Source organism: Pseudomonas sp. HD6422, assembly GCF_025377065.1.
GTDB classification, from domain to species: domain Bacteria; phylum Pseudomonadota; class Gammaproteobacteria; order Pseudomonadales; family Pseudomonadaceae; genus Aquipseudomonas; species Aquipseudomonas putida_U.
Genome location: NZ_JAHWIW010000016.1, coordinates 45,697 through 67,172 on the forward strand (window position 1 = coordinate 45,697; position 21,476 = coordinate 67,172).

Here is a 21,476-nt window from a genome sequence, read left to right on the forward strand (position 1 = left end):
CTACGGGCCGAGGAAGCTGGTAGACTCCGCGACCATCATGATCAGACTATCCAACCTCACTTTACAGCGTGGTCCGCAGCGCTTGCTAGAAGGCGCCGAGATGACCCTGCACGCCGGTCACAAGGCCGGCCTGATCGGCGCCAACGGCGCCGGAAAATCCAGCCTGTTCGCCCTCCTGCGCGGCGAGCTGACGCCCGATGCCGGCGATTGTCAGTTGCCTGGCGACTGGCGCATCGCGCACATGCGCCAGGAGGTCGATACCCTCGATCGCCTGGCCGTGGACTACGTGCTCGATGGCGACGCACGTCTGCGCAAGGTCCAGGCCGAGCTGGCGGTGGCCGAGGCCGCCCATGACGGCACTGCCCTGGCCCGTTTGCACAGTGAACTGGAAAGTGCCGACGGCTATACCGCCGACGCCCGTGCGCGCAAGCTGCTGGCGGGCTTGGGCTTCACCAACGAGCAGATGGATCGCCGCGTCGGCGACTTCTCCGGTGGCTGGCGCATGCGTCTGAACCTGGCCCAGGCACTGATGTGCCCATCCGACCTGCTGTTGCTCGACGAGCCCACCAACCACCTCGACCTCGATGCCATCCTGTGGTTGGAAGACTGGCTCAAGGGCTACCCCGGCACGCTGCTGCTGATCTCCCATGACCGCGATTTCCTCGATGCCGTGGTCGACCATGTGCTGCACGTCGAACAGCGCAAGCTCAATCTGTACAAGGGCGGTTACAGCGCCTTCGAGCGTACCCGGGCCGAGCGCCTGGCGCAGCAGCAGCAGGCCTACGAGAAGCAGCAGGCGCAACGTGCGCACATGGAAAAGTACATCGCCCGGTTCAAGGCCCAGGCCACCAAGGCCCGTCAGGCGCAAAGCCGGATCAAGGCTCTGGAGCGCATGGAGGAGCTGTCGGCGGCCCATGTCGATTCGCCGTTCGATTTCGTCTTCCGCGAGTCGCAGAAGATTTCCAGCCCGCTGCTCGACCTGTCCGAGGGACGCCTGGGATATGGCGACAAGGCCATTCTCGACAAGGTCAAACTGCAGTTGGCTCCCGGCGCACGGATCGGTCTGCTGGGCCCCAACGGCGCAGGCAAGTCGACCCTGATCAAGAACCTCGCCGGTGAACTCGAGCCGCTTTCCGGGCGCCTGGTGCGTGGCGAAAACCTGGCAGTGGGCTATTTCGCCCAGCACCAGCTCGACTCGCTCGACGACAAAGCCAGTCCGTTGCTGCACCTGCAGCGCATTGCCCCGACCGAGCGCGAGCAGACCCTGCGTGACTTCCTCGGCGGCTTCGATTTCCATGGCGATCGCGTCGACGAACCGGTGGTCAATTTCTCCGGCGGCGAAAAGGCCCGCCTGGCTCTGGCACTGATCGCCTGGGAGCGGCCCAACCTGCTGCTGCTCGACGAGCCGACCAACCACCTGGACTTGGAAATGCGTCTGGCGCTGACCATGGCCCTGCAGGAATTCGCCGGTGCCGTGGTCGTGGTTTCCCACGATCGTCACCTGCTCAAGAGCACCACCAACGACTTCCTCCTGGTGGCCGACGGCAAGGTCGACACCTTCGACGGCGATCTCGACGATTACAGCCGTTGGTTGGTCGACTACCGCCAGCGCAGCGCACCCGCCAGCAATGCGCCGGTCAACCCGGACAAGACCGACAAGAAGGCCCAGCGCCAGGCTGCTGCAGCCTTGCGCCAGCAGTTGGCCCCGCATAAAAAGGCTGCCGACAAGCTGGAGGCCGAACTCAACCAGTTGCATGGGCAACTGGCCGAGGTCGAGGCCGCGTTGGGCGACAGCGGAGTCTACGAAGCGGCGCGCAAAGATGAGTTGCGGGATCTGCTGGCGCGGCAGACGAAGTTCAAGCAGCGCGAAGCCGAACTGGAAGAAGCCTGGATGGAAGCGCTGGAAACCCTGGAGAGCATGCAGGCCGAGCTCGAGGCGCTGTCCTGATCACGCAAAATTCGCTGGTCATTTTTTCACCAACCGCTTAGCTTAACGTTTTGCAACATTTGTTCGAGTGAAGTGAGGTGTGTGATGTCGATGGACGTGTGGTTAGGCTTCTTTGCCGCGTGCTGGGTCATCAGCCTGTCGCCGGGTGCCGGGGCCATCGCCTCGATGTCCAGCGGGCTGCAGTATGGCTTCTGGCGGGGTTATTGGAATGCCCTGGGCCTGCAACTGGGCCTGATCCTGCAGATCGCCATCATCGCTGCCGGTGTCGGCGCCGTGCTCGCCGCGTCGGCCACCGCCTTCCAGCTGATCAAGTGGTTCGGTGTCGCCTATCTCGTGTACCTGGCCTACAAACAGTGGCGTGCCTTGCCGATGGACATGACCGATGAGTCCGGCATCCGCCCGATCGGCAAGCCGCTGAGCCTGGTGTTCCGCGGATTCCTGGTCAACGTCAGTAACCCCAAGGCGCTGGTGTTCATGCTCGCCGTGCTGCCGCAGTTCATCAACCCGCACGAGCCGCTGCTGGCGCAGTATGTGGCGATCGCGGTGACCATGGTGACCGTCGACCTGTTGGTGATGGCAGGCTACACCGGGCTCGCAGCCCGGGTCTTGCGGGTATTGCGCACGCCCAAGCAGCAAAAGCGTCTGAACCGCACGTTCGCCGGCTTGTTCCTCGGTGCTGCAACCTTCCTCGCGACCTTGCGCCGCGCACCAGTCTGACCGAGCCAGGGGGCGCAGGACGCCCCCGCCTCAATTCGGCTTGTCCGCCAACCCTTTGAATAGATCCAGCGGCAACGGGAAGACGATGGTCGAGCTCTTGTCCCCGGCAATCGCCCCCAGCGTCTGCATGTAACGCAGCTGCATGGCGCCTGGCTCCTTGCCGAGCATCTGCGCGGCCTGCATGAGCTTTTCCGACGCCTGCAGTTCCCCTTCGGCATGGATCACCTTGGCTCGCCGTTCACGTTCGGCCTCGGATGTAGGCGGCGGCATCGTTGACCTGCTTGCGCGCCAGGGTGGCGTCGTCTGCGGTATTGGCTTTGTCATCTGGTGCCTTGTCTGGGGAAGAGCCGGCTGGGCCGCCGATCTGCACGGGCGTGGCGGCACCCAGGTTGGTCCCCGGCGCCATGGCGGCGACGTGGCTTGCATACAGAATGTAGGTGCCGGCGCTGGCGGCGCGGGCGCCGCTGGGCGCGACGAAGCTGACCACCGGAACCGGGCTGGCGAGGATCGCCTTGATCATCTGGCGCATGGCGGTATCCAGCCCGCCGGGCGTGTCCAGGCGGATCACCACCAACTGCGCTCCCTGATCCCCTGCCTGCTCCAGGCTGCGTACCAGGTAATCGGCGCTGGCCGGGCCGATGGCATCGCCGATGTCCAGCACCCAGACGCTGCCTGGCGCGGCATGACCTGCCGGGGTCAGCGCCAGCAGCGCCAGGAGCAACCAGCGGCAACATCGCGTGTACACCTGTCGTCACCTCGTCGAGGTCTCTAAGCAAAGTTTAGCCATGCCTGCCCGGGCACGGCCTAAAATTGAACAGTGGGGGATATCCGGAGGTGCAACATGCGTATGGCCAAGACCCTGCAGCAACGCCTGGACCAGGCCAACTGCGACTACGACATCATTCCCCATCCTCATTCGGCCACCAGCCTCGAGTCGGCCCGTACCGCAGGCGTGCCCGCCGAGCGGGTCGCCAAGTCGGTGATGCTCGACGACCGTCATGGCAATTACCTCATGGCGGTGCTGCCGGCCAACCGCCACCTGGACATGAGCAAGGTACGGATGACCGGGGCTTGGCAGCTGACCCGTGAAAGTGGCCTGCCGAGCCTGTTCGGCGACTGCGAGCGCGGTGCCGTGCCGGCCTTGGGTGAGGCCTATCAGATAAACATGCTGCTCGATTCGAGTCTTACCCGTCAGGGCGATGTCTACCTGGAGGCAGGTGATCACGATCACCTCATCCACATGAGCATGGAGCAATACCTGAAATTGGTACCACGCGCCGAAGTGCGCGAATTGTGCTGATGCTCTTCAACCCATGCCGGGCGGTGTCGTGGACAACCGCCCAGGCGCCTAGGAGGCACCATGGACGCACCGACCCATCAATTTTCCGAAATCTTCAAGCAACTCGGGCTGTCGGACGACCCGACGGACATCGAGCGCTTCATTACCACCCACTCGCCGCTCGATGACGGCACCAAGCTGGTCGACGCACCCTTTTGGAACGAATCGCAGCGGGCTTTCCTCAAGGAGAGCTACGTCGAGGATGCCGACTGGGTACCGATGATCGACCAACTCAACGAGGCGCTGCACCCGCAAAAAAAATAAGCCGAGCGGCAGCTGTGAGTGATTTGGCCGTTGCTATGCTCAGGAAAACAATAAGGGGATATGGCGATGAAAGATCCCTACGCGCCAGGTTTCTGGTGCTCCGTGACGATCCTGGGCGCACTGACGGCCGGTTACTTCTACGGCATCCGCCATACGCACCAGATGAGCCAGGCGGTGCAGTTTCTCTACGCCGCAGCCGCCGTGACCGCTGCCGTTACGTTGGTGGCGTTGACCTGGATCGCCTGGCAGCAATGGCACCTGAACAAGCGTGAAGTGAGCCAGGGTCGAACGCTGCTGACCATCTGGAACACCAAGGTGGCCCTGCGTCGGGTCGAGACAGTGTTCGACCGTTACTTCTGGGGCAGCTATTGGCACTCCGGACGGACGTTCGAAGAAGTCATGGGCGAGCTCAAGGGGACACCGCTGGAGCAAAGCCTGGACGCCCTCAGACGTCAATGTCGGGCGCTGGACCGTGAGGTCCACGACCATCACCACCGGTGGCTGGCCAATGCCCGTGATCTCTCCAGCGTGGCCACGGCCATGGCGCGCGAACGCTACCAGTTGGATCTTTGCGAGCCTTCGAGCACCGACCGGGGCAACACCGCCGTGCTCAACCGTGATCTGGAGGTACTGGTGTACACCTGGTCGGCACGCCTGCGCAGTTTCGATCATCAGCTCGACGAACTGGAGCGTGCCTACCACTGAGGCTCGGTCATTCGCCGCGGATGTACTGCTCCAGCTGCTGAATCAACCCGGCCTGTTCGGCGATGGTTTCCTTGACCAGGTCGCCGATCGACAGCAAACCGAGCAGTTTGCCGCCGTCGACCACCGGCAGGTGGCGCAGGTGGCGGTCGGTCATCAACTGCATGCAGTCGTCCAGCTTCTTGCGGGGTTCAACCGTGATCACCGGTGCGCTCATGATTTCCCGCACAGGGGTGGCGGCCGATGAACGTCCCTTGAGCACCAGCTTGCGTGCGTAGTCGCGCTCACTGACGATGCCCACCACTTGTCCGTCTTCCACCACGGGCAGGGCACCGATGTTCTTTTCAGCCAGCAGCTTGAGCGCCTCCAGCACCGAGTCCTCAGGGCCGATGGTGTACACGGTCTGATGTTGGGACTTGGTCTTGAGCAATTGTTCGACGTTCTTCATAAGGGCCTCTGCGGGGTGAAAAGTACGACCTGTCGGAGTAAATAAAGCATCCGGCACGGCGCCTTGCACGGCAATGCAGGAAACGGCATCGAGGCGATTGAAAAACGTCATTAGGTGAGTGCGCAGAAACGACAAAGCCCGCTCATGGCGGGCTTTGTGATTGAAGATGGCGCACTCGGCGGGATTCGAACCCACGACCCCTGCCTTCGGAGGGCAGTACTCTATCCAGCTGAGCTACGAGTGCGGCGCGCAGGCATGATACCGATCTGATTCGGTTGCGTCCATCGTATTGATCTGTAGCCGTTTTCAGCATTTGCAGAGGTCCGTTGGTCCTTCGATCGCATTTCCTGGAGTTCGATCGTCTAACCTGTACCGGTCCTTTCACGGTCCACGCTGTTCGAGAACGCGGGGGTAGCGAATGGGCCACACCTGCCCGGCGCAGGAAAGGGCTCGATTTCGGATAGGGTGTTCAACCATTCGTTCTTTTTTTCGAACAGCCTATTGTCCAACACCCCAGCAGCCGCTTAGCATTCGTTTGAGATTTCAAACGCTTTTTCTACAATCAACAATTCGGGAAGCCGACATGCAGCTCAAAGACGCTCAGTTGTTCCGCCAGCAAGCCTTCATTAACGGTGAGTGGCTGGATGCGGACAGCGGCCAGACCATCAATGTGACCAACCCGGCCACTGGTGAAGTCATCGGTACCGTGCCGAAGATGGGCACCGCGGAAACCCGCCGCGCCATCGAAGCCGCCGACAAGGCCCTGCCGGCCTGGCGTGCGCTGACTGCCAAAGAGCGTTCGACCAAGCTGCGTCGCTGGTTCGAACTGATGATCGAGAACCAGGACGACCTGGCTCGCCTGATGACCACCGAGCAGGGTAAGCCACTGGCCGAAGCCAAGGGCGAAATCGCCTATGCCGCCTCGTTCATCGAGTGGTTCGCCGAAGAAGCCAAGCGTGTCTACGGTGACACCATCCCAGGCCACCAGCCTGACAAGCGCCTGATCGTCATCAAGCAGCCGATCGGCGTTACCGCGGCCATCACCCCGTGGAACTTCCCGGCCGCGATGATCACCCGTAAAGCCGGCCCGGCCCTGGCCGCTGGCTGCACCATGGTCCTCAAGCCTGCTTCGCAGACCCCGTACTCGGCACTGGCCCTGGTCGAGCTGGCCAACCGCGCCGGTATCCCGGCTGGCGTGCTGAGCGTCGTCACCGGCAGCGCTGGCGAAGTCGGCGGCGAGCTGACCGGCAACTCCCTGGTGCGCAAGCTGTCCTTCACCGGCTCGACCGAAATCGGTCGCCAGCTGATGGAAGAATGCGCCAAGGACATCAAGAAAGTTTCCCTGGAGCTGGGTGGCAACGCCCCGTTCATCGTGTTCGACGACGCCGACCTGGACAAGGCGGTCGAGGGCGCGATCATCTCCAAGTACCGCAACAACGGCCAGACCTGCGTCTGCGCCAACCGTATCTACGTGCAGGACGGCGTCTACGACGCGTTCGCCGAGAAGCTGGCCGCTGCCGTGGCCAAGCTGAAGATCGGTAACGGCCTGGAAGAAGGCACCACCACGGGCCCGCTGATCGACGGCAAGGCTGTCGCCAAGGTTCAGGAACACATCGACGACGCCGTTGGCAAAGGCGCCAAGGTGCTGGCCGGTGGCAAGATCATCGAAGGCAACTTCTTCGAGCCGACCATCCTGGTCGACGTGCCGAAGACCGCTGCCGTCGCCAAGGAAGAAACCTTCGGCCCGTTGGCACCGCTGTTCCGCTTCAAAGACGAAGCCGAAGTCATCGCCATGTCCAACGACACCGAGTTCGGCCTGGCCTCGTACTTCTACGCCCGTGACATGAGCCGCGTGTTCCGTGTCGCCGAGGCCCTGGAATACGGCATGGTGGGTATCAACACCGGCCTGATCTCCAACGAAGTCGCGCCATTCGGCGGCATCAAGGCTTCGGGCCTGGGCCGCGAAGGCTCCAAGTACGGTATCGAGGACTACCTCGAAATCAAATACCTGTGCATCAGCGTCTGATCGCCGGGTAAAGGCTTTACCTCTGCCAGCGGGGCGCGAGAGCGACGTCTCGCTGGCCTTTTTTACATCGCAGTACCTGGTGGCCGGGCGCCCGAGACAGTCGATCAACGAATACTGTTCAACGGCCTACCCAGCCACCCCCGAATAAAAGCGCCGTTCGAAGCGGCGCGGATGAGGGCATTATGAGCAAGACCAACGAATCCTTGATGCAACGTCGTGTAGCCGCCGTCCCACGTGGCGTTGGCCAGATTCACCCGATCTTCGTCGAAAGCGCGAAGAACTCGACGGTGATCGACGTTGAAGGCCGCGAACTGATCGACTTCGCCGGCGGCATCGCTGTACTGAACACCGGCCACCTGCACCCGAAGGTGGTCGCGGCCGTCCAAGAGCAGCTGACCAAGGTCAGCCACACCTGCTTCCAGGTGTTGGCCTACGAGCCTTACGTCGAGCTGTGCGAAAAGATCAACAAGCTGGTCCCAGGCGACTTCGCCAAGAAGACCCTGCTGGTTTCCACCGGCTCCGAAGCCGTTGAAAACGCCGTCAAGATCGCCCGTGCCGCCACTGGCCGCGCTGGCGTGATCGCCTTCACCGGTGGCTACCATGGCCGTACCATGATGACCCTGGGCCTGACCGGCAAAGTCGTACCGTACTCCGCTGGCATGGGCCTGATGCCAGGTGGCATCTTCCGCGCTCTGTTCCCGAGCGAGCTGCACGGTGTCAGCGTCGATGACGCGATTGCCTCGGTCGAGCGCATCTTCAAAAACGATGCCGAGCCGCGTGACATCGCCGCCATCATCCTCGAGCCGGTACAAGGTGAAGGCGGCTTCCTGCCTGCGCCGAAAGAGCTGATGCAGCGTCTGCGTGCCCTGTGCGACCAGCACGGCATCCTGCTGATCGCCGACGAAGTGCAGACCGGCGCTGGCCGTACCGGTACCTTCTTCGCCATGGAACAGATGGGCGTCGCGCCTGACCTGACCACCTTCGCCAAGTCCATCGCTGGCGGCTTCCCGCTGGCCGGTGTGTGCGGCAAGGCCGAGTACATGGACGCCATCGCGCCAGGCGGCCTGGGCGGCACCTACGCCGGTTCGCCAATCGCATGTGCCGCGGCTCTGGCTGTGATCGACGTGTTCGAGGAAGAGAAACTGCTGGATCGCAGCAAGGCTGTCGGCGAGCGCCTGACCACTGGCCTGCGTGAGATCCAGAAGAAGTTCCCGATCATCGGTGACGTCCGTGGGCTGGGTTCGATGATCGCCGTGGAAGTCTTCGAGAAAGGCACCCACACCCCGAACGCCGCTGCCGTTGCCCAGGTCGTGGCCAAGGCGCGTGACAAGGGTCTGATCCTGCTGTCCTGCGGCACCTACGGCAACGTTCTGCGCATCCTGGTGCCGCTGACTGCCGAAGACGCCCTGCTGGACAAAGGCCTGGCCATCATCGAAGAGTGCTTCGCTGAACTCGCCTGATGTGACCTGCTTCAGAAAAAACCCGCTTCGGCGGGTTTTTTTTGTGCCCACGAAAGCGGCTTGACGCTATGGTTGTGGAAGGATTCGCCCTGGAAGCTGCGATGGATGCGCATGTCAGGATTACTCAGGAGTTGGCCATGAGCGCTGCAGACCCCATCCCCCCTTGCGTACTGATTGCCGAAGGTGATCCGTGGGTACGCGACATGCTGCGCGAAACCCTGCTCAGCGTGCGCTGCGATGCACGCTTGCAGGTGTGCGGCGATGGTGTCGAGGCCTTGAATGCGTTGGCGAGCGAGCCCGACCTGATCATTGCCGCTCGCGAACTGCCTGGTGGCGATGGCCTGGACCTGTTGCGCCGGGTCCGCTCCAGGCGCGAAAAGCCGGGGCTGCCGTTCATCCTGCTGAGCAACCGCATCGACGCTGCCAGTGTCAGGGAAACCCTGCCGTTGCACCCCACCGAGTATCTTGGCAAGCCGTTGGACCTCGACAAGCTGCGCCGTCGGTTGGAGGTGCTGCTGGTGGCCGAGGGTGAGCAGGTGGCCTGCCCGACACCGCCCCTGCAGCCAGGCGCTTCGCTGCCGAACTACCTCGAACAGCGCCGTGCCAGTGCCGATGGCGGACCTCTGTTCGCCGATGTCCAGGTCGCGATCAAGCGCGCTCTGAACCCTCAGGGTCTGAACCTCAACCTGCTCGAACAGGAAGTGCGCAACGACCCGCAGATCACCGGCGTATTGATCGCCGCGGCCAACAGCGCCGGGCTGCACCGTGAGGCGCCGGTGCAGACCTTGCTGCAGGCATTGAACAAGCTGGGCAGTACCCAGAGCATGAACCTGATCCTCGGCCTTACGCTCAAGCGCAGCGCACGGCTGAGCGATCCATTGCTCGCCGAGCCTGCCGCCCGTTACTGGCACCAGTCACTGCACACCGCCGAATATGCCCGCAGCTTGGCGCGACTGCTCGAGGTCGATGCCGAGTGGTGTTACTGCGCCGGGCTGCTGCATTGCCTGGGTGACCTGGCGGTGCTGCGCTGCCTGCAGGAGTGGCGGCTGGCGGGGGGAGAGCTGGATGAGGGGCAGGTACGCCGCTCGCTGGACGACTTCGGCGCGGCCTTCGGCTCGGCGCTGCGGACCCGCTGGCGCCTGCCGTTGAGCTTGCGCGAACTGATCGCGGCGATCTACCAATTGGGCGGTGGTGTGTATTCGCGGGAGATCCTGGTCATGAACCTGGCTGGGCAACTGGCACGCTTGCCGGCGGACCAGGGCCTTGAAAAGCTTGCCGAAGGCAAGACCGCACGCCTGCTCAAGCTTGGCCTGCCGGCGTTGAGCCGCCTGCGCAAGGTGGAATGATAACGAAGCTGATGCTGTGGGAGCGCGGACTCGCTATCCCCTGACGATCTGGTTCTTGCCCTGGCGCTTGGCCCGGTACATCGCCGCGTCGGCCCTCGCGAACAGGGTATCGAGGGTTTCGTCCTGCTCGGTCAGGCCGGTCAGTCCCTGACTCACCGTCACCCCGTAGGTCTGGTCGCCATGGCTGAAGCTCTGGCGTTGGATCTCGCGTTGCAACCGCTCGGCAATCTGCTCGGCGAGCTGTGCCGTGCAACCCGGAAACACGGCGGCGAACTCCTCGCCGCCAATGCGCCCGAACAGGTCTCCGCGACGCAAGGCGGCCTTGCCACTGTCAGCGATACGCTGCAGCACCTGGTCGCCTTCCTGATGACCGTAGCTATCGTTGATGCGCTTGAAGTCGTCGATGTCCAACAGCAGGAAGGCCAGTGGGCTGCCGTTGTCGCGGGCCTCCTCGAAGGCCTGGCGGGCGCATTCGAAGAAGTGTCGACGGTTGCTGCTCTGGGTCAGTACGTCGGTGGTGGCCAGGCGCTGGAGCTCGCCTTCGAGCTGCTTCTTTTCGGTAATGTCCTCGGCGATCCCGACGATGATGACGCGCTCGCCTCGCTGCTGATTGATGTAGCACTTGTCGCTGAGCCAGCGAACCTCGCCGTTGGCATTGAGAATGCGGTACTCGCGATCCTCCACGGCGCCTTCGAGCAGCACCTGGGCAAGGCTGCGCTCGGCGAACTCGAGGTCGTCGGGGTAGATGCTGTCGCGCCACTCGTTGTAGTCGGCCAGGACCAGGCTGACCGGCTTGCCAAAGATGCGCTCGTAGGCAGGGCTGACATACAGCACCTGGCGGGTCTCCCAGTCGAACGCCCAAAGCACCGCATTGACGCTATCGAGCAGCGCGCTATAGAGCTGCTCGCGCTCGCTCAGGCGAGCGACTTCGCCTTGGGCATGAAGCAAGGCGAGTAGTGTCTGCGCGCCTTCAGGCGGGGCGTTGCCGGAAAGGGTGGGGGGGGTATCGTTGGCCATGTGCACGGAGCGAGTCTCGACGGGAGAGCGTGCGGCCAACATGCGGCCCGCCACGCGGGCAATATGCTGATTTCGAGTGGACAAACAGGTGCGAAGTTCCGCTCGGCACGCCCTGTCAACGGGCGTGCCGATCAGCGGCGATCAGGCCCCGGTGGGGCGCAGCGAGTAGGTCTTGAGCTGGGCGGCGAAGTCACGCAGCGCCTGGATGCCACTGGCTTCGGCCTCGTGCACCCAGTCCTTCATCGCTGCCAACATGTCGTGGCCGTTGGCGCTGGTGCGGGCCCAGATCTGTTGCAGTGCCAGACGCTTCTCGTAGATGGTTTTCAGCGCTTGGCTATGGGCGAGCATGTTTTCGATACGCAGGTGGTGACGATCCTGCAACAGGCTGGTTTCACGGGACAGCAGGCGCTTGGCACGGCGCAGGCTGTGGCGCACCGAGGTATCGGCGCGGCCCAGCTCCTGGGTCACCAATGGGGCGATCACCAGCTTGCGGTACTGGGCCATGATCTGGAAGCGGTTGTTGAGGATCGCCATGGCGGTGTCCATGTCCAGGTTGGCCTTGCCTTCGACGCGGTGGGCGATCGGCGCCACCCGTTGCACCTTGGCCAGACCCAGCAGACTGAGCAGGCGGATCCAGGCCCAGCCCATGTCGAACTCCCAGCGCTTGACCGACAGCTTGGCCGAGTTCGGGTAGGTATGGTGGTTGTTGTGCAGTTCTTCGCCGCCGATGACGATGCCCCAGGGCACCAGATTGGTGGCCGCATCACGGCATTCGAAATTGCGGTAGCCGATGGCGTGACCCAGGCCGTTGACCACACCTGCGGCCCAGAACGGAATCCACATCATCTGGATCGCCCAGATGGTGATGCCGATGGTGCCGAACAGCATCAGGTCGATGACTGCCATCAAGGCTATGCCGCCGAGCTTGTAACGTGAATAAACGTTGCGCTCGATCCAGTCGTCAGGGCAGTTCTTGCCGTAGATGCGCAGGGTTTCGGGGTTGCGCGCTTCTTCGCGGTAGAGCTCGGCGCCTTTGCGCAGCACCGTGCCCAGGCCCTTGTGCAGGGGGCTGTGTGGGTCGTCCGGGGTTTCGCATTTGGCGTGATGCTTGCGGTGGACCGCAGTCCACTCGCGGGTGTTCTGCGCCGTGGTCAGCCACAGCCAGAAGCGGAAGACATGCTTGAGCGCGCCATTGAGTTCAAGGGCGCGGTGCGCCGAGTAGCGGTGCAGGTAGATGGTGACGCTGACGATGGTCAGGTGGGTCATCAGCAACGTGACCGCGACCAGTTGCCAGGCCGACAAGTCGAGCAGGCCGTTGTACCACATAGGCGTATAAACCCTCGGGAAAACAGGGAAAGGTCCGATTATCCCTGGGTGAGCAAATAAAACCAGTCAGCCGTTCAGATAGGAAGTCACGGCATGTTTCAGCCTTTATAATGCCCCGACCATTTCCAGGGGTTTTGCTTTCCGACATGTCTGTTTCCGTTCGCGACGCCTTGCGCATGGCCGCGCTCTATGTGGTGCTCTCGATTCTCTGGCTGGTGCTGGCAGAGGCGGTATTGCGCAGCATGGCCGAAGACCCGTTGGCGTTGACCGTGGGTCGGCAGATCAACGTGGTGGTCTGGGTGCTGGTCAGTGCCTTGCTGATTTTCGTGTCCAGGGCCCGGTTGCTCAACTTCATTGGCATCGGCGCGCGCCTGCGCAGCGAGGATCGCGAGCGCCTGCGCATGGCTGCGGCGGTGTTCGACAGCACCCAGGAGGGGGTGCTGGTGACCGATCGCCACGGCCTGATCGTGCACGTCAACCGGGCGTTCATGCGCATTACCGGCTACCAGCAGGATGAAGTGCTCGGCGAACGTCCGAGCAAGTTCAAGTCGGGGCGCCATGGTGTCGATTTCTACCAGACCATCTACGCCGCCTTGGCCCAGAAAGGCGAATGGAGCGGGGAGATCTGGAACCGCCGCAAGAGCGGCGAGATCTATCCACAGTGGCAGACCATCTGCGCGATTCATGACGACATCGGTGACCTCAGCCACTACGTAGCGGTGTTCAGCGACATCAGCGCGATCAAGCATTCCGAACGCGAACTGGCCTACCTGGCTCACCATGACCCGTTGACCGGCCTGCCCAACCGCCTGCTGTTCAGCGACCGTGCCGAGCAGGCGCTGGCGGCGGCCCAGTCCAACAAGCGCGGTTGCGCCTTGCTGCTGCTCGACCTGGACCATTTCCAGAGCATCAACGATGGCCTTGGCCATACCATCGGCGACCAGTTGCTGCGGCTGGTGGGCGAGCGTTTGCGCGAGCTGCTCGGCACTGGCGTGACCTTGGCGCGCCTGGGCGGCGACGAGTTTGGCGTGCTGGCGGAAAACTGCCAGCAGGCAGGCGAGGCGGGCAAGCTGGCCCAGGCCATCATCGAGCGCATGCGCGAGCCGTTCGAATTCGACGGCCACCGATTGTTCATCAGCGCCAGCGTCGGCATCAGCCTGTTCCCGGCCGATGCCTTGAGCGCCGAACAGTTGCTGCGCAATGCCGATGCCGCGCTGTTCAAGGCCAAGGGCAACGGACGAACCTGCTACGCACTGTATACCGAGGAACTGACCGCCCATGCCCAGCAGCGGGTGGAGACCGCGGGCGAGTTGCGCCGTGCCCTGGCCCAGGGCGAGCTGCGGGTGTTCTTCCAGCCGGTGCACGATCTGATGCAGGCGCGGATGGTCGGCGTCGAGGCGCTGGTGCGCTGGCAGCATCCTCAACGCGGGCTGGTGCCGCCAAGCGAGTTCATCCCGATTGCCGAGCGCACCGGATTGATCGCCGATATCGATGCCTGGGTACTGCGCCAGTCGTGCGCGCAGATGATTCAGTGGCAGCGGGAAGGGCACAGGCTCGAATTCGTCGCGGTGAACATTTCCAGCCGTCTTTTCGGCCAGCCTGAGTTGTATCGGCAGGTCGCCGACGTGTTGCACGACACTGGCCTGGATCCTGCGCTGCTGGAGCTGGAGGTGACCGAAAGCGCGGTGATGGAAGACCCGGAGGTCGCGCTGGAACAGCTCCACCGCCTGCGAGAACTGGGCCTGAACCTGGCGATCGACGATTTCGGCACGGGTTACTCATCGCTGCTCAGGCTCAAGCGCCTGCCGGTGCAGAAGTTGAAGATCGATCAGGGCTTCGTTGCCGGCTTGCCGCTGGACGACGATGATATCGCGATCGTGCAGGTCATCATCGCCCTGGCCCGAAGCATGGGTTTGCAGGTGCATGCCGAAGGGGTCGAGCAGGCCGAGCAGGCGAGGTTCCTGCTGGAGCAGCATTGTCAGTTGGGACAGGGGTACTGGTTCGGGCGGCCGGCGCCGGCTGGGGAGTTGTGCTGGGGCTAAGGAGGGTGGCTGGGGATTTGTGGGGGGCGGATATCGAGCGCCGCCCGCGCGGCGCTCGATATCCGCGTCACTGCAAATTGCCCGACGAACCCTAAAAGCTCACCGCTTGTTCAACCCCTTCGCCAACCGATCGCCTCCCAGCTGGATCAATGCCACCAACGCCACCAGTATGGCGATCACGGTGAGCATGATCTGGCTGTCGAAGCGCTGATATCCATAGCGATAGGCGATATCACCCAGCCCGCCCGCACCGATCGCCCCGGCCATGGCCGACGAGTTGATCAAGGTGACCAGGGTAATCGTGAAACCACCGACGATCCCTGGCAGCGCCTCGGGCAGCAGCACATGCCAGACGATGTGCCAACGCCGGCATCCCATGGCTTGAGCCGCTTCCACCAGGCCGTGGTCGACCTCGCGCAGGCTGACCTCGGCGATGCGCGCGAAAAACGGTGTGGCGGCGATGGTCAGCGGCACCACCGCCGCCCATACGCCATAGGTGGTGCCGACCACCAGACGGGTGAAGGGGATCAGCGCGACCATCAGGATCAGGAAAGGGACCGAGCGGAACAGGTTGACGCCGGCGCCCAACACCCGGTTGAGCAGCGGCGCCTGGAAGATCCCGCCCTTGTCACTGGTAACCAGCAGCACCGCCATCGGCACCCCCAGCAGCAGCGCGATCAACGACGACACGCCAACCATCAGCAGGGTGTCGAGCAAGCCTTCGAGCAAGCGATCAAACCACATGGCCCAGCACCTCCACGTTCTCGGCCCAGCGCCGGGCTCGTTCGAGCAGTTGATGGGTATCGTGCGGCGAGCCCTGCACAGCCAGGATCAACTGGCCCAAGGCGTGCGCGCCGATGGTTTCGACGCCACCCTGCAGCAGACGCACACGCCCGCCGAGATCCTCGAACAGGTCCGACAGCGCCGGCTCGCCGAGCACGTTGAGCTTGAGCACCACGGCGCTGTCGTGGCCTGCCGGGCTGGCCCGCAGGCTTGCCTGCAAGACTGCGGGCAACTTGGCCTGCAACGGCGCGAGCAGTGTCCGGGTCACCGCGTGGCGTGGTGCGCCGAACACCCGCCAGACCTCACCCTGTTCGACCGCCTCGCCACGTTCGAGCACCACCACCTGATGGCAGATTTCGCGTATCACCGCCATCTCGTGGGTGATCAACACGATGGTCAAGCCGAGCCGCTGGTTGATGTCGCGCAGCAGTTCGAGGATCGAGGCGGTGGTCTCCGGATCCAGCGCCGAGGTCGCCTCGTCGCACAGCAGGATCTCGGGGTCGTGCACCAGAGCGCGGGCGATGCCGACCCGCTGCTTCTGCCCACCGGAAAGTTGCGTCGGGTAGACATGGTGTTTTTCCTCAAGCCCGACCAGCTCCAGCAGTTCGCGCACCTTGCGCTGGCGCTCGGGCTTGGCGATGCCGGCGACCTTGAGCGGCAGTTCGACGTTCTGCCAAACGGTCTTGGCCGACATCAGGTTGAAGTGCTGGAAGATCATACCGATACGCCGGCGCAGGGCGACCAAGCGATCCTCGTCGAACGGAGCGATGTCTACCTGGTCGATCAGCACCCGGCCCTGGCTTGGTCGCTCCAGACGATTGATGGTGCGCAGCAGCGACGATTTGCCGGCGCCGCTGCGGCCGATGATGCCGAAGATCTCGCCACGGCGGATATTCAGGTCGATGCCTTGCAAGGCCGGTTGCACTTGGCCTGGGTAAGTCTTGCCCAGGCCGATGAAGCGAACGTGGGCTTGATTCACCTCCGGGCGCAAGGCCTGTTCGCCGCCGGGAACCGGTGCGGTGTTCGCGGTATACGCCTGGAAGGCGTTGGCCTGGCCCATGTCAGCCTTCCCAACCGGCTTGGTAGAGGTTGCCATGGGCCTTGTTCAGCGCCTCGCGCACCACCGGCGAGTGCTGGTAGATGTCGACGAACTTGGCCAGACGCGGGTCGGCCTTGCTTTGTGGGCGGATGACGAACTGGATCACGTATTCCTTGTTTTCCAGCCCGTCGAACAGCAGTGCCGAAGCCGGATCGAAGGTCTTGGCCAGACGGATGTAGGCGGGATAGCCCTGCACCAGGTCGGCGTCGTCGTAGGCACGCACCAGCTGCACGGCTTCAACCTGGAGGATCCTGATCTTCTTCGGGTTGGCGACGATGTCGTCTTCGGTGGCCTTGTAGCCCACGCCAGGCTTGAGCGTGATCAACCCGGCCTTGGCCAGCAGTTGTAGGCCCCGACCACTGTTGATTGGGTCGTTGGCGATGGCCACGCTGGCACCTTCGGGCAGATCGTCGAAACGCTTGTAGCGTTTGGAGTAGAGCCCGACGTTGTTGATGATGCCAGGGGCGTAGGGCACCAGGTCGAAGCCGGCGGCGGCTTTGGCATTCTCCAGGAACGGGATGTGCTGGAAGTAGTTCACGTCGATGTCGCCGCTGTTGAGGCTGACGTTCGGCGCGATCCAATCGCTGAACTCGATCAGTTTGACTTCCAGCCCCTGCTTGTGGGCTTCTTCGACGGCTGCTTCCAGCGGGATGGCAAAGGCCGAGGTGGTGCCGATCTTCAATGGCTCGGCGGCCAGCGCAGTGGCGCTCAAACCGAGGCCCAGGGCAATGGCCGCAACGGGCCGGAACAGTTTCTCAAGCATGGTGCAGGGCTCCAGTCGGGGCGGGGGTGGGGTGGCGATAGGCCGAACCTGGGTGGTCGGCGGGCAGCTGTGGCTGGTCGCTGGCGAACAGCTTTTCGCGCAGCGTGCCCTGGGCGTAGGCGGTCTTGTAGCGGCCACGCTGTTGCAGGCGCGGGATCACCAGGTCGATGAAGTCCTCGAAACTTTCCGGGGTCACCGTACGCGTCAGGTTGAAGCCGTCCAGGCCGGTTTCGTCGATCCAGGCGATCAACTCATCGGCGACCTGCTCGGGCGAGCCGATCACGGTCGCGTAGCGCCCGCCGAGTGCGTGCTGCTCCAGCAGACGGCGGCGGGTCCAAGCGTTGTCCTGCAGCTGGCGCGTGGCCGACTGGATGGCATTACCGGGGCTGGCGTCGATCGGCTCGTCCAAGCCGTAGGCTGCGAAGTCGATCCCGGTGGACGCGGCGAAATGCGCAACGCCCGCCTCGGGGCTGGCGTGACGCAGGTATTCGGCGTGTTTGGCCAGGGCAGCTTGTTCGGTGGGCGCGACGATCACCGTGATGCCCATGAATACCTTGATCGCTTGTGGATCGCGACCTGCAGCTTTGGCCGCGGCGCGCACCTTGTCGACCTGAGCGCGGGTGGCGGCCTTTTCCCGGCCACCGATGAACACGCACTCGGCATGGTTGCCGGCGAAGGCCAGGCCGCGCGACGAACTGCCGGCCTGGAACAGGACCGGCGTACGTTGCGGTGAGGGTTCGCATAGATGGTAGCCCTCGACCTTATAGAACTCGCCCTGGTGGCGGACTTTGTGCACTTTCCCAGGCTCCGCGTACACCCGCCGCTCGCGGTCGGCGACCACCGCATCGGCGGCCCAGCTACCTTCGAGCAGCTTGTACAGCACCTGCAGATACTCGTCGGCCTGGTCATAGCGGCGGTCGTGCTCAGGCTGTTGGTCCAGGCCCATGGCCCGGGCGGCGCTGTCCAGGTAGCCGGTGACGATGTTCCAGCCAACCCGACCGCCGGTCAGGTGGTCGAGGGTGGAAAGACGTCGGGCGAACAGGTAGGGCGCTTCGTAGGTCAGGTTGGCGGTCAGGCCGAAGCCCAGGTTGCGGGTAACCGCAGCCATGGCCGAGACGAGCAGCAGTGGGTCGTTGACCGGCAGTTGGATCGATTCTTTCAGGGTCACGTCCAGCGACTGGCCGTAGACGTCGTAGGTGCCGACGATGTCGGCGATGAACAGGCCATCGAACAGCCCACGCTCCAGTAGCTGTGCCAGGTCGGTCCAGTAGGCCAGGGTCTTGTACTGCGTCGAGGTGTCCCGTGGGTGGGTCCATAGCCCGTGGTTGATATGCCCGATGCAGTTCATGTTGAAGGCGTTGAGGAGGATTTCCCTGGCCATCAGATGGTCCCCCGGCGCGGAGGGTTTTGGTCGTTGAGGTAGTAGTTGCCGATGGCGTGGTACTTCCAGCGCACCGGGTCGTGCAGGGTGTGAACGCGGGCGTTGCGCCAGTGGCGGTCGAGGTTGTGCTCGGCCAGGGTGGCCTGACTGCCGGCCAGCTCGAACAACGTGGTACCGGCGGCAAGGGCGATTTCGGTGCTGATGGCGCGGGCTTCGGCGACGGCGATGGAGGCGGCGGCAACGCTGCTCTCTGTGCTGTCCTGCTGGGCCAGGTCCAGATACTGCCCAGCGCGTTCTAGCAGGGCTTCGCTGGCATGCAGGCGGATCGCCAGGTGGCCGACGCTCTTCAGTGTCAGCGGGTCGTCGCTGGCCTTGTCGACACCGGAGTCGATCCAGGGTCGGCTGCGGGTGCGCACGAAGTGCAGGGCATCTTCATAGGCGGCGCGGGCGATACCGGTGTCGATCGCGGCGTGGAGAATCTGCGCCAGCGGGCCGACTGGGGTCGGGCGCTCGAAGGCGCTCTGGAAGGGCACCACGTCTTCGGCGCGGACGTGCACCCTGTCGAAGACTACCGAACCGCTGCCGGTCGTGCGTTGGCCGAAGCCGCTCCAGTCGTCGATCACCTGCAGGCCTGGGCTGTCGGCCGGGACGAAGGCGAGGTGTTGCACGCCTTGCTCGTCTATGACGGAAGTGGGGATACGCTGGGCGTACAGCGCGCCGGTGGCGTAGAACTTGCGGCCGTCGATGCGATAGCCGTCAGCGTCGCGGGTCAGGCGGGTGGTGCGGTCGTGGGCGGTCTTGGTGCCGAGTTCGGCGAGGGCGTTGCCCAGGCGCCGTCCGGCCAGGACTTCCTGGTAGAGGCGTTTTTGCTGCTCGGGACTGCCGTTCACGCGTAGCACTTCCAGGGCATAGAAGTGATTCTGCGGGATCTGCCCGAGGGCAGCGTCCGCCTGGGCGATGCGGGCGACGACCTGGGCCAGGGTGACGTTGGACACCCCGGCGCCGCCAAATGCCTTGGGTACGCTGATGCCCCAAAGGCCGGAGCGGCTGAACAGCCCCAGTTCGGCGTGTGGCAAGCGGCGTTCGCGGTCGCGCAAAGCGCTCTCGCGGCGCAGTTGCTGGGCTATTTGTTCAGCGATGGCCAGTGCCTGGGCATCGCTGCTGATTACTGATGTCGTCATGGTGTTCTCCGGGCCTTTGGGCCGCTGTGCGGCCCATTCGCGGGGCAAGCCCGCTCCCACAGAAACTGCGCTGATGCTCAGAGCAACGCGTACTTGTGGGAGCGGTCTTGCCCCGCGAATGGGCTGCGCAGTGGCCCCAGGCAAAAATCAGATCCAGGAATGCCGTGTGGGCAGCGTGCCGTTGAGGTGATAGGCGCCCACCGCGTGGTACTTCCAGCGCACCGGGTCATGCAGCGTGTGCACGCGGGCATTGCGCCAGTGGCGATCGAGATTGAACTCGGCCAGCGTCGCGCGGCTGCCGGCCAGCTCGAACAGCTTTTCGCTGGCCTGCAGGGCGATCTCGGTGGTCAGTACCTTGGCCTCGGCCACGGCAATCGACGCCCGCGCTGCAGCGGTCGCGTCGATGGGCTCGGCGTTGACCTCGTCGAGCACCTGGGCGGCTTTGGCCAGCAATGCCTGGGCGGCATGCAGCTCGAGCTTCAGGCGACCGATCTCGGCAATCACGTACAGGTCGTCGCTGGCCCGCTCGACCTTGGCCTCGATCCATGGCCGCGAGTACTGGCGGACGAAGGTAATGGCGTCATCGATCGCCGCTTCGGCGATCCCGGCGTCGATCGCAGCTTGCACTAACTGCGATGCTGCGCCTTGAATATTCGGCAGGTCGCGCTGGCGCCAGTTGTCGATCACCAGGTCCGCGTCCACCGGCACTTGGTCGAGCAGTACGGTGCCGCTGGCGGTGGTGCGTTGTCCGAAGCCGGACCAGTCGTCGACGATACGCAACCCGGGGCTGCCACGGCGAATGAAGGCCAGGCGCTGGCGGCCCTCATCGTCCAGGGCTTTGACCGCCACCCAATGGGCGAACAGGGCGCCAGTGGAATAGAACTTCTCGCCACTGATGCGATAACCGTCGCCGTGGCGGGTGATCCTCGCCTTGAGGGTCAGGGTGTCCTTGGTGCCGCGCTCGGGGCCGGCATTGCCGATCCGCCAGCCGTCCAGCACGCTGCGATAGATCAGCGCCTGCTGGGCCTCGCTGGCAGTCACGCGTAACAGGTGCAGTATGCCGACCTGATTCTGCGGAATTTGCCCCAGCGCCGGGTCGGCGGCGCTGATGATGCGAAACACCTCGGCCACGGTGGCGAAGCTGACATCAGGACCACCATGGGCCTTGGGTACGGTGATGCTGCCCAGGCCGCTGCGGGTGAACTGTTCTATTTCGGCCCAGGGCAGTTTGCGTTGTTGGTCGCGACGGGCGGCCTGCTCGCGGGCCACGTCGGCCAGTTCTCGAGCGGCTTGCAGGGCTTGGGCATCGCTGCGCAGCACCTTGGCCGGCAGCAGCAGGGGCGAGCTGTCGAGGTCGCTCTGCAGAATGGAATTCGCCTGGCTGGACATCAGTACCGCTCCTTGGCTGCACTCGATACCCCGCCGTTACGCACTGGGATGATTGTGATCCTGACCATACCTGACCTCACCAAAATGGATGCGTCGCTGCAGCTGATCGCGACGGACGTGTGCGGGTCCGGTGGTCCGGTTCATATACCCTAAATGCTTATTAAGGGTTTATGAACTAACTCTTTGGAATATTGATAGAAGAGGAGATTGTTTCTGTCTGGGCCGGCCTCTTCGCGGGTAAACCC

At 63.6% G+C, this 21,476-nt stretch carries 18 protein-coding genes, 1 tRNA gene and 2 pseudogenes; 9 read left to right on the forward strand and 12 right to left on the reverse strand.

Translation table 11 applies throughout. The features are described 5' to 3' along the window. Positions 1–37 precede the first annotated feature (37 nt). Positions 38–1,948, forward strand: coding sequence for an ATP-binding cassette domain-containing protein (locus KY379_RS13515; protein ID WP_133327745.1), 1,911 nt, complete (start codon positions 38–40; stop codon positions 1,946–1,948). A gap of 84 nt (positions 1,949–2,032) precedes the next feature. Continuing rightward, positions 2,033–2,665, forward strand: coding sequence for a LysE family transporter (locus KY379_RS13520; RefSeq protein WP_133327743.1), 633 nt, complete (start codon positions 2,033–2,035; stop codon positions 2,663–2,665). Between the two features lie 30 nt (positions 2,666–2,695). Here KY379_RS13520 and KY379_RS13525 read toward each other — a convergent pair. Both KY379_RS13525 and KY379_RS13530 read right to left on the reverse strand, forming a co-directional pair. After that, positions 2,696–2,920: pseudogene (locus KY379_RS13525) on the reverse strand (slipin family protein); the annotation flags it as partial. Continuing rightward, positions 2,913–3,410, reverse strand: a pseudogene (locus tag KY379_RS13530) (nodulation protein NfeD); the annotation flags it as partial. The pseudogenes KY379_RS13525 and KY379_RS13530, both read right to left, overlap by 8 nt. Positions 3,411–3,506: 96 nt before the next feature. On the opposite strand from KY379_RS13530, the gene KY379_RS13535 reads away from it, so the two are divergent. From KY379_RS13535 to KY379_RS13545, 3 genes are all read left to right on the forward strand, one after another. Next, on the forward strand, positions 3,507–3,965 hold the full coding sequence (locus KY379_RS13535) for an aminoacyl-tRNA deacylase (protein WP_133327737.1): 459 nt from the start codon (positions 3,507–3,509) through the stop codon (positions 3,963–3,965). Between the two features lie 60 nt (positions 3,966–4,025). Continuing rightward, positions 4,026–4,268, forward strand: coding sequence for a DUF2789 domain-containing protein (locus tag KY379_RS13540; RefSeq protein ID WP_133327735.1), 243 nt, complete (start codon positions 4,026–4,028; stop codon positions 4,266–4,268). A 66-nt stretch (positions 4,269–4,334) separates the two neighbouring features. Beyond that, complete coding sequence (locus KY379_RS13545) at positions 4,335–4,973, forward strand: NADH:ubiquinone oxidoreductase subunit N (protein WP_133327733.1); 639 nt, start codon at positions 4,335–4,337, stop codon at positions 4,971–4,973. 7 nt (positions 4,974–4,980) lie between these two features. Here the strand turns inward: KY379_RS13545 and KY379_RS13550 are convergent, their stop codons facing one another. Beyond that, a complete protein-coding gene (locus tag KY379_RS13550; protein ID WP_133327731.1) occupies positions 4,981–5,418 on the reverse strand; it encodes a CBS domain-containing protein in 438 nt (145 codons plus the stop codon). Positions 5,419–5,585: 167 nt separating this feature from the next. Next, positions 5,586–5,662: transfer RNA gene (locus KY379_RS13555), tRNA-Arg, on the reverse strand. Between the two features lie 339 nt (positions 5,663–6,001). Between KY379_RS13555 and gabD the strand changes: the two genes are divergently transcribed. The 3 genes from gabD to KY379_RS13570 all read left to right on the forward strand — a co-directional run bounded on the left by gabD (position 6,002) and on the right by KY379_RS13570 (position 10,250). Beyond that, positions 6,002–7,444: an NADP-dependent succinate-semialdehyde dehydrogenase gene (gene gabD, locus KY379_RS13560; RefSeq protein WP_133327729.1), complete on the forward strand. Its 1,443-nt coding sequence runs from the start codon at positions 6,002–6,004 to the stop codon at positions 7,442–7,444. Between the two features lie 182 nt (positions 7,445–7,626). Beyond that, positions 7,627–8,904 (forward strand): 4-aminobutyrate--2-oxoglutarate transaminase, encoded by a 1,278-nt coding sequence (gene gabT / locus KY379_RS13565; protein ID WP_133327727.1) that lies wholly within the window; start codon positions 7,627–7,629, stop codon positions 8,902–8,904. Positions 8,905–9,041: 137 nt separating this feature from the next. Further along, positions 9,042–10,250, forward strand: coding sequence for a response regulator (locus KY379_RS13570; RefSeq protein WP_133327725.1), 1,209 nt, complete (start codon positions 9,042–9,044; stop codon positions 10,248–10,250). Positions 10,251–10,283: 33 nt separating this feature from the next. Here the strand turns inward: KY379_RS13570 and KY379_RS13575 are convergent, their stop codons facing one another. Further along, a complete protein-coding gene (locus tag KY379_RS13575; RefSeq protein WP_133327723.1) occupies positions 10,284–11,309 on the reverse strand; it encodes a sensor domain-containing diguanylate cyclase in 1,026 nt (341 codons plus the stop codon). A 99-nt stretch (positions 11,310–11,408) separates the two neighbouring features. Next, positions 11,409–12,593: a delta-9 fatty acid desaturase DesA gene (desA, locus tag KY379_RS13580; RefSeq protein ID WP_133327721.1), complete on the reverse strand. Its 1,185-nt coding sequence runs from the start codon at positions 12,591–12,593 to the stop codon at positions 11,409–11,411. 146 nt (positions 12,594–12,739) lie between these two features. On the opposite strand from desA, the gene dibA reads away from it, so the two are divergent. After that, the gene (gene dibA / locus KY379_RS13585) at positions 12,740–14,635 is read left to right on the forward strand and encodes a phosphodiesterase DibA (protein WP_261240935.1); all 1,896 of its coding nucleotides are present in this window, start codon (positions 12,740–12,742) and stop codon (positions 14,633–14,635) included. Positions 14,636–14,734: 99 nt separating this feature from the next. Here the strand turns inward: dibA and KY379_RS13590 are convergent, their stop codons facing one another. The 6 genes from KY379_RS13590 to KY379_RS13615 all read right to left on the reverse strand — a co-directional run bounded on the left by KY379_RS13590 (position 14,735) and on the right by KY379_RS13615 (position 21,231). Beyond that, on the reverse strand, positions 14,735–15,379 hold the full coding sequence (locus tag KY379_RS13590) for a methionine ABC transporter permease (RefSeq protein WP_133327717.1): 645 nt from the start codon (positions 15,377–15,379) through the stop codon (positions 14,735–14,737). Beyond that, entirely contained in the window at positions 15,369–16,478 is a 1,110-nt protein-coding gene (locus KY379_RS13595) for a methionine ABC transporter ATP-binding protein (protein WP_133327821.1), read from the reverse strand. Before KY379_RS13595 ends, KY379_RS13590 begins: the two co-directional genes overlap by 11 nt. A gap of 1 nt (position 16,479) precedes the next feature. Then, a complete protein-coding gene (locus KY379_RS13600; protein WP_133327715.1) occupies positions 16,480–17,280 on the reverse strand; it encodes a MetQ/NlpA family ABC transporter substrate-binding protein in 801 nt (266 codons plus the stop codon). Then, positions 17,273–18,661, reverse strand: coding sequence for an LLM class flavin-dependent oxidoreductase (locus KY379_RS13605; protein ID WP_261240937.1), 1,389 nt, complete (start codon positions 18,659–18,661; stop codon positions 17,273–17,275). Before KY379_RS13605 ends, KY379_RS13600 begins: the two co-directional genes overlap by 8 nt. Beyond that, positions 18,661–19,842: an SfnB family sulfur acquisition oxidoreductase gene (locus tag KY379_RS13610; RefSeq protein ID WP_261240938.1), complete on the reverse strand. Its 1,182-nt coding sequence runs from the start codon at positions 19,840–19,842 to the stop codon at positions 18,661–18,663. The genes KY379_RS13605 and KY379_RS13610 overlap by 1 nt, the downstream gene beginning before the upstream one ends. 147 nt (positions 19,843–19,989) lie before the next feature. Then, entirely contained in the window at positions 19,990–21,231 is a 1,242-nt protein-coding gene (locus tag KY379_RS13615; RefSeq protein ID WP_196173625.1) for an SfnB family sulfur acquisition oxidoreductase, read from the reverse strand. Positions 21,232–21,476: the final 245 nt, after the last annotated feature.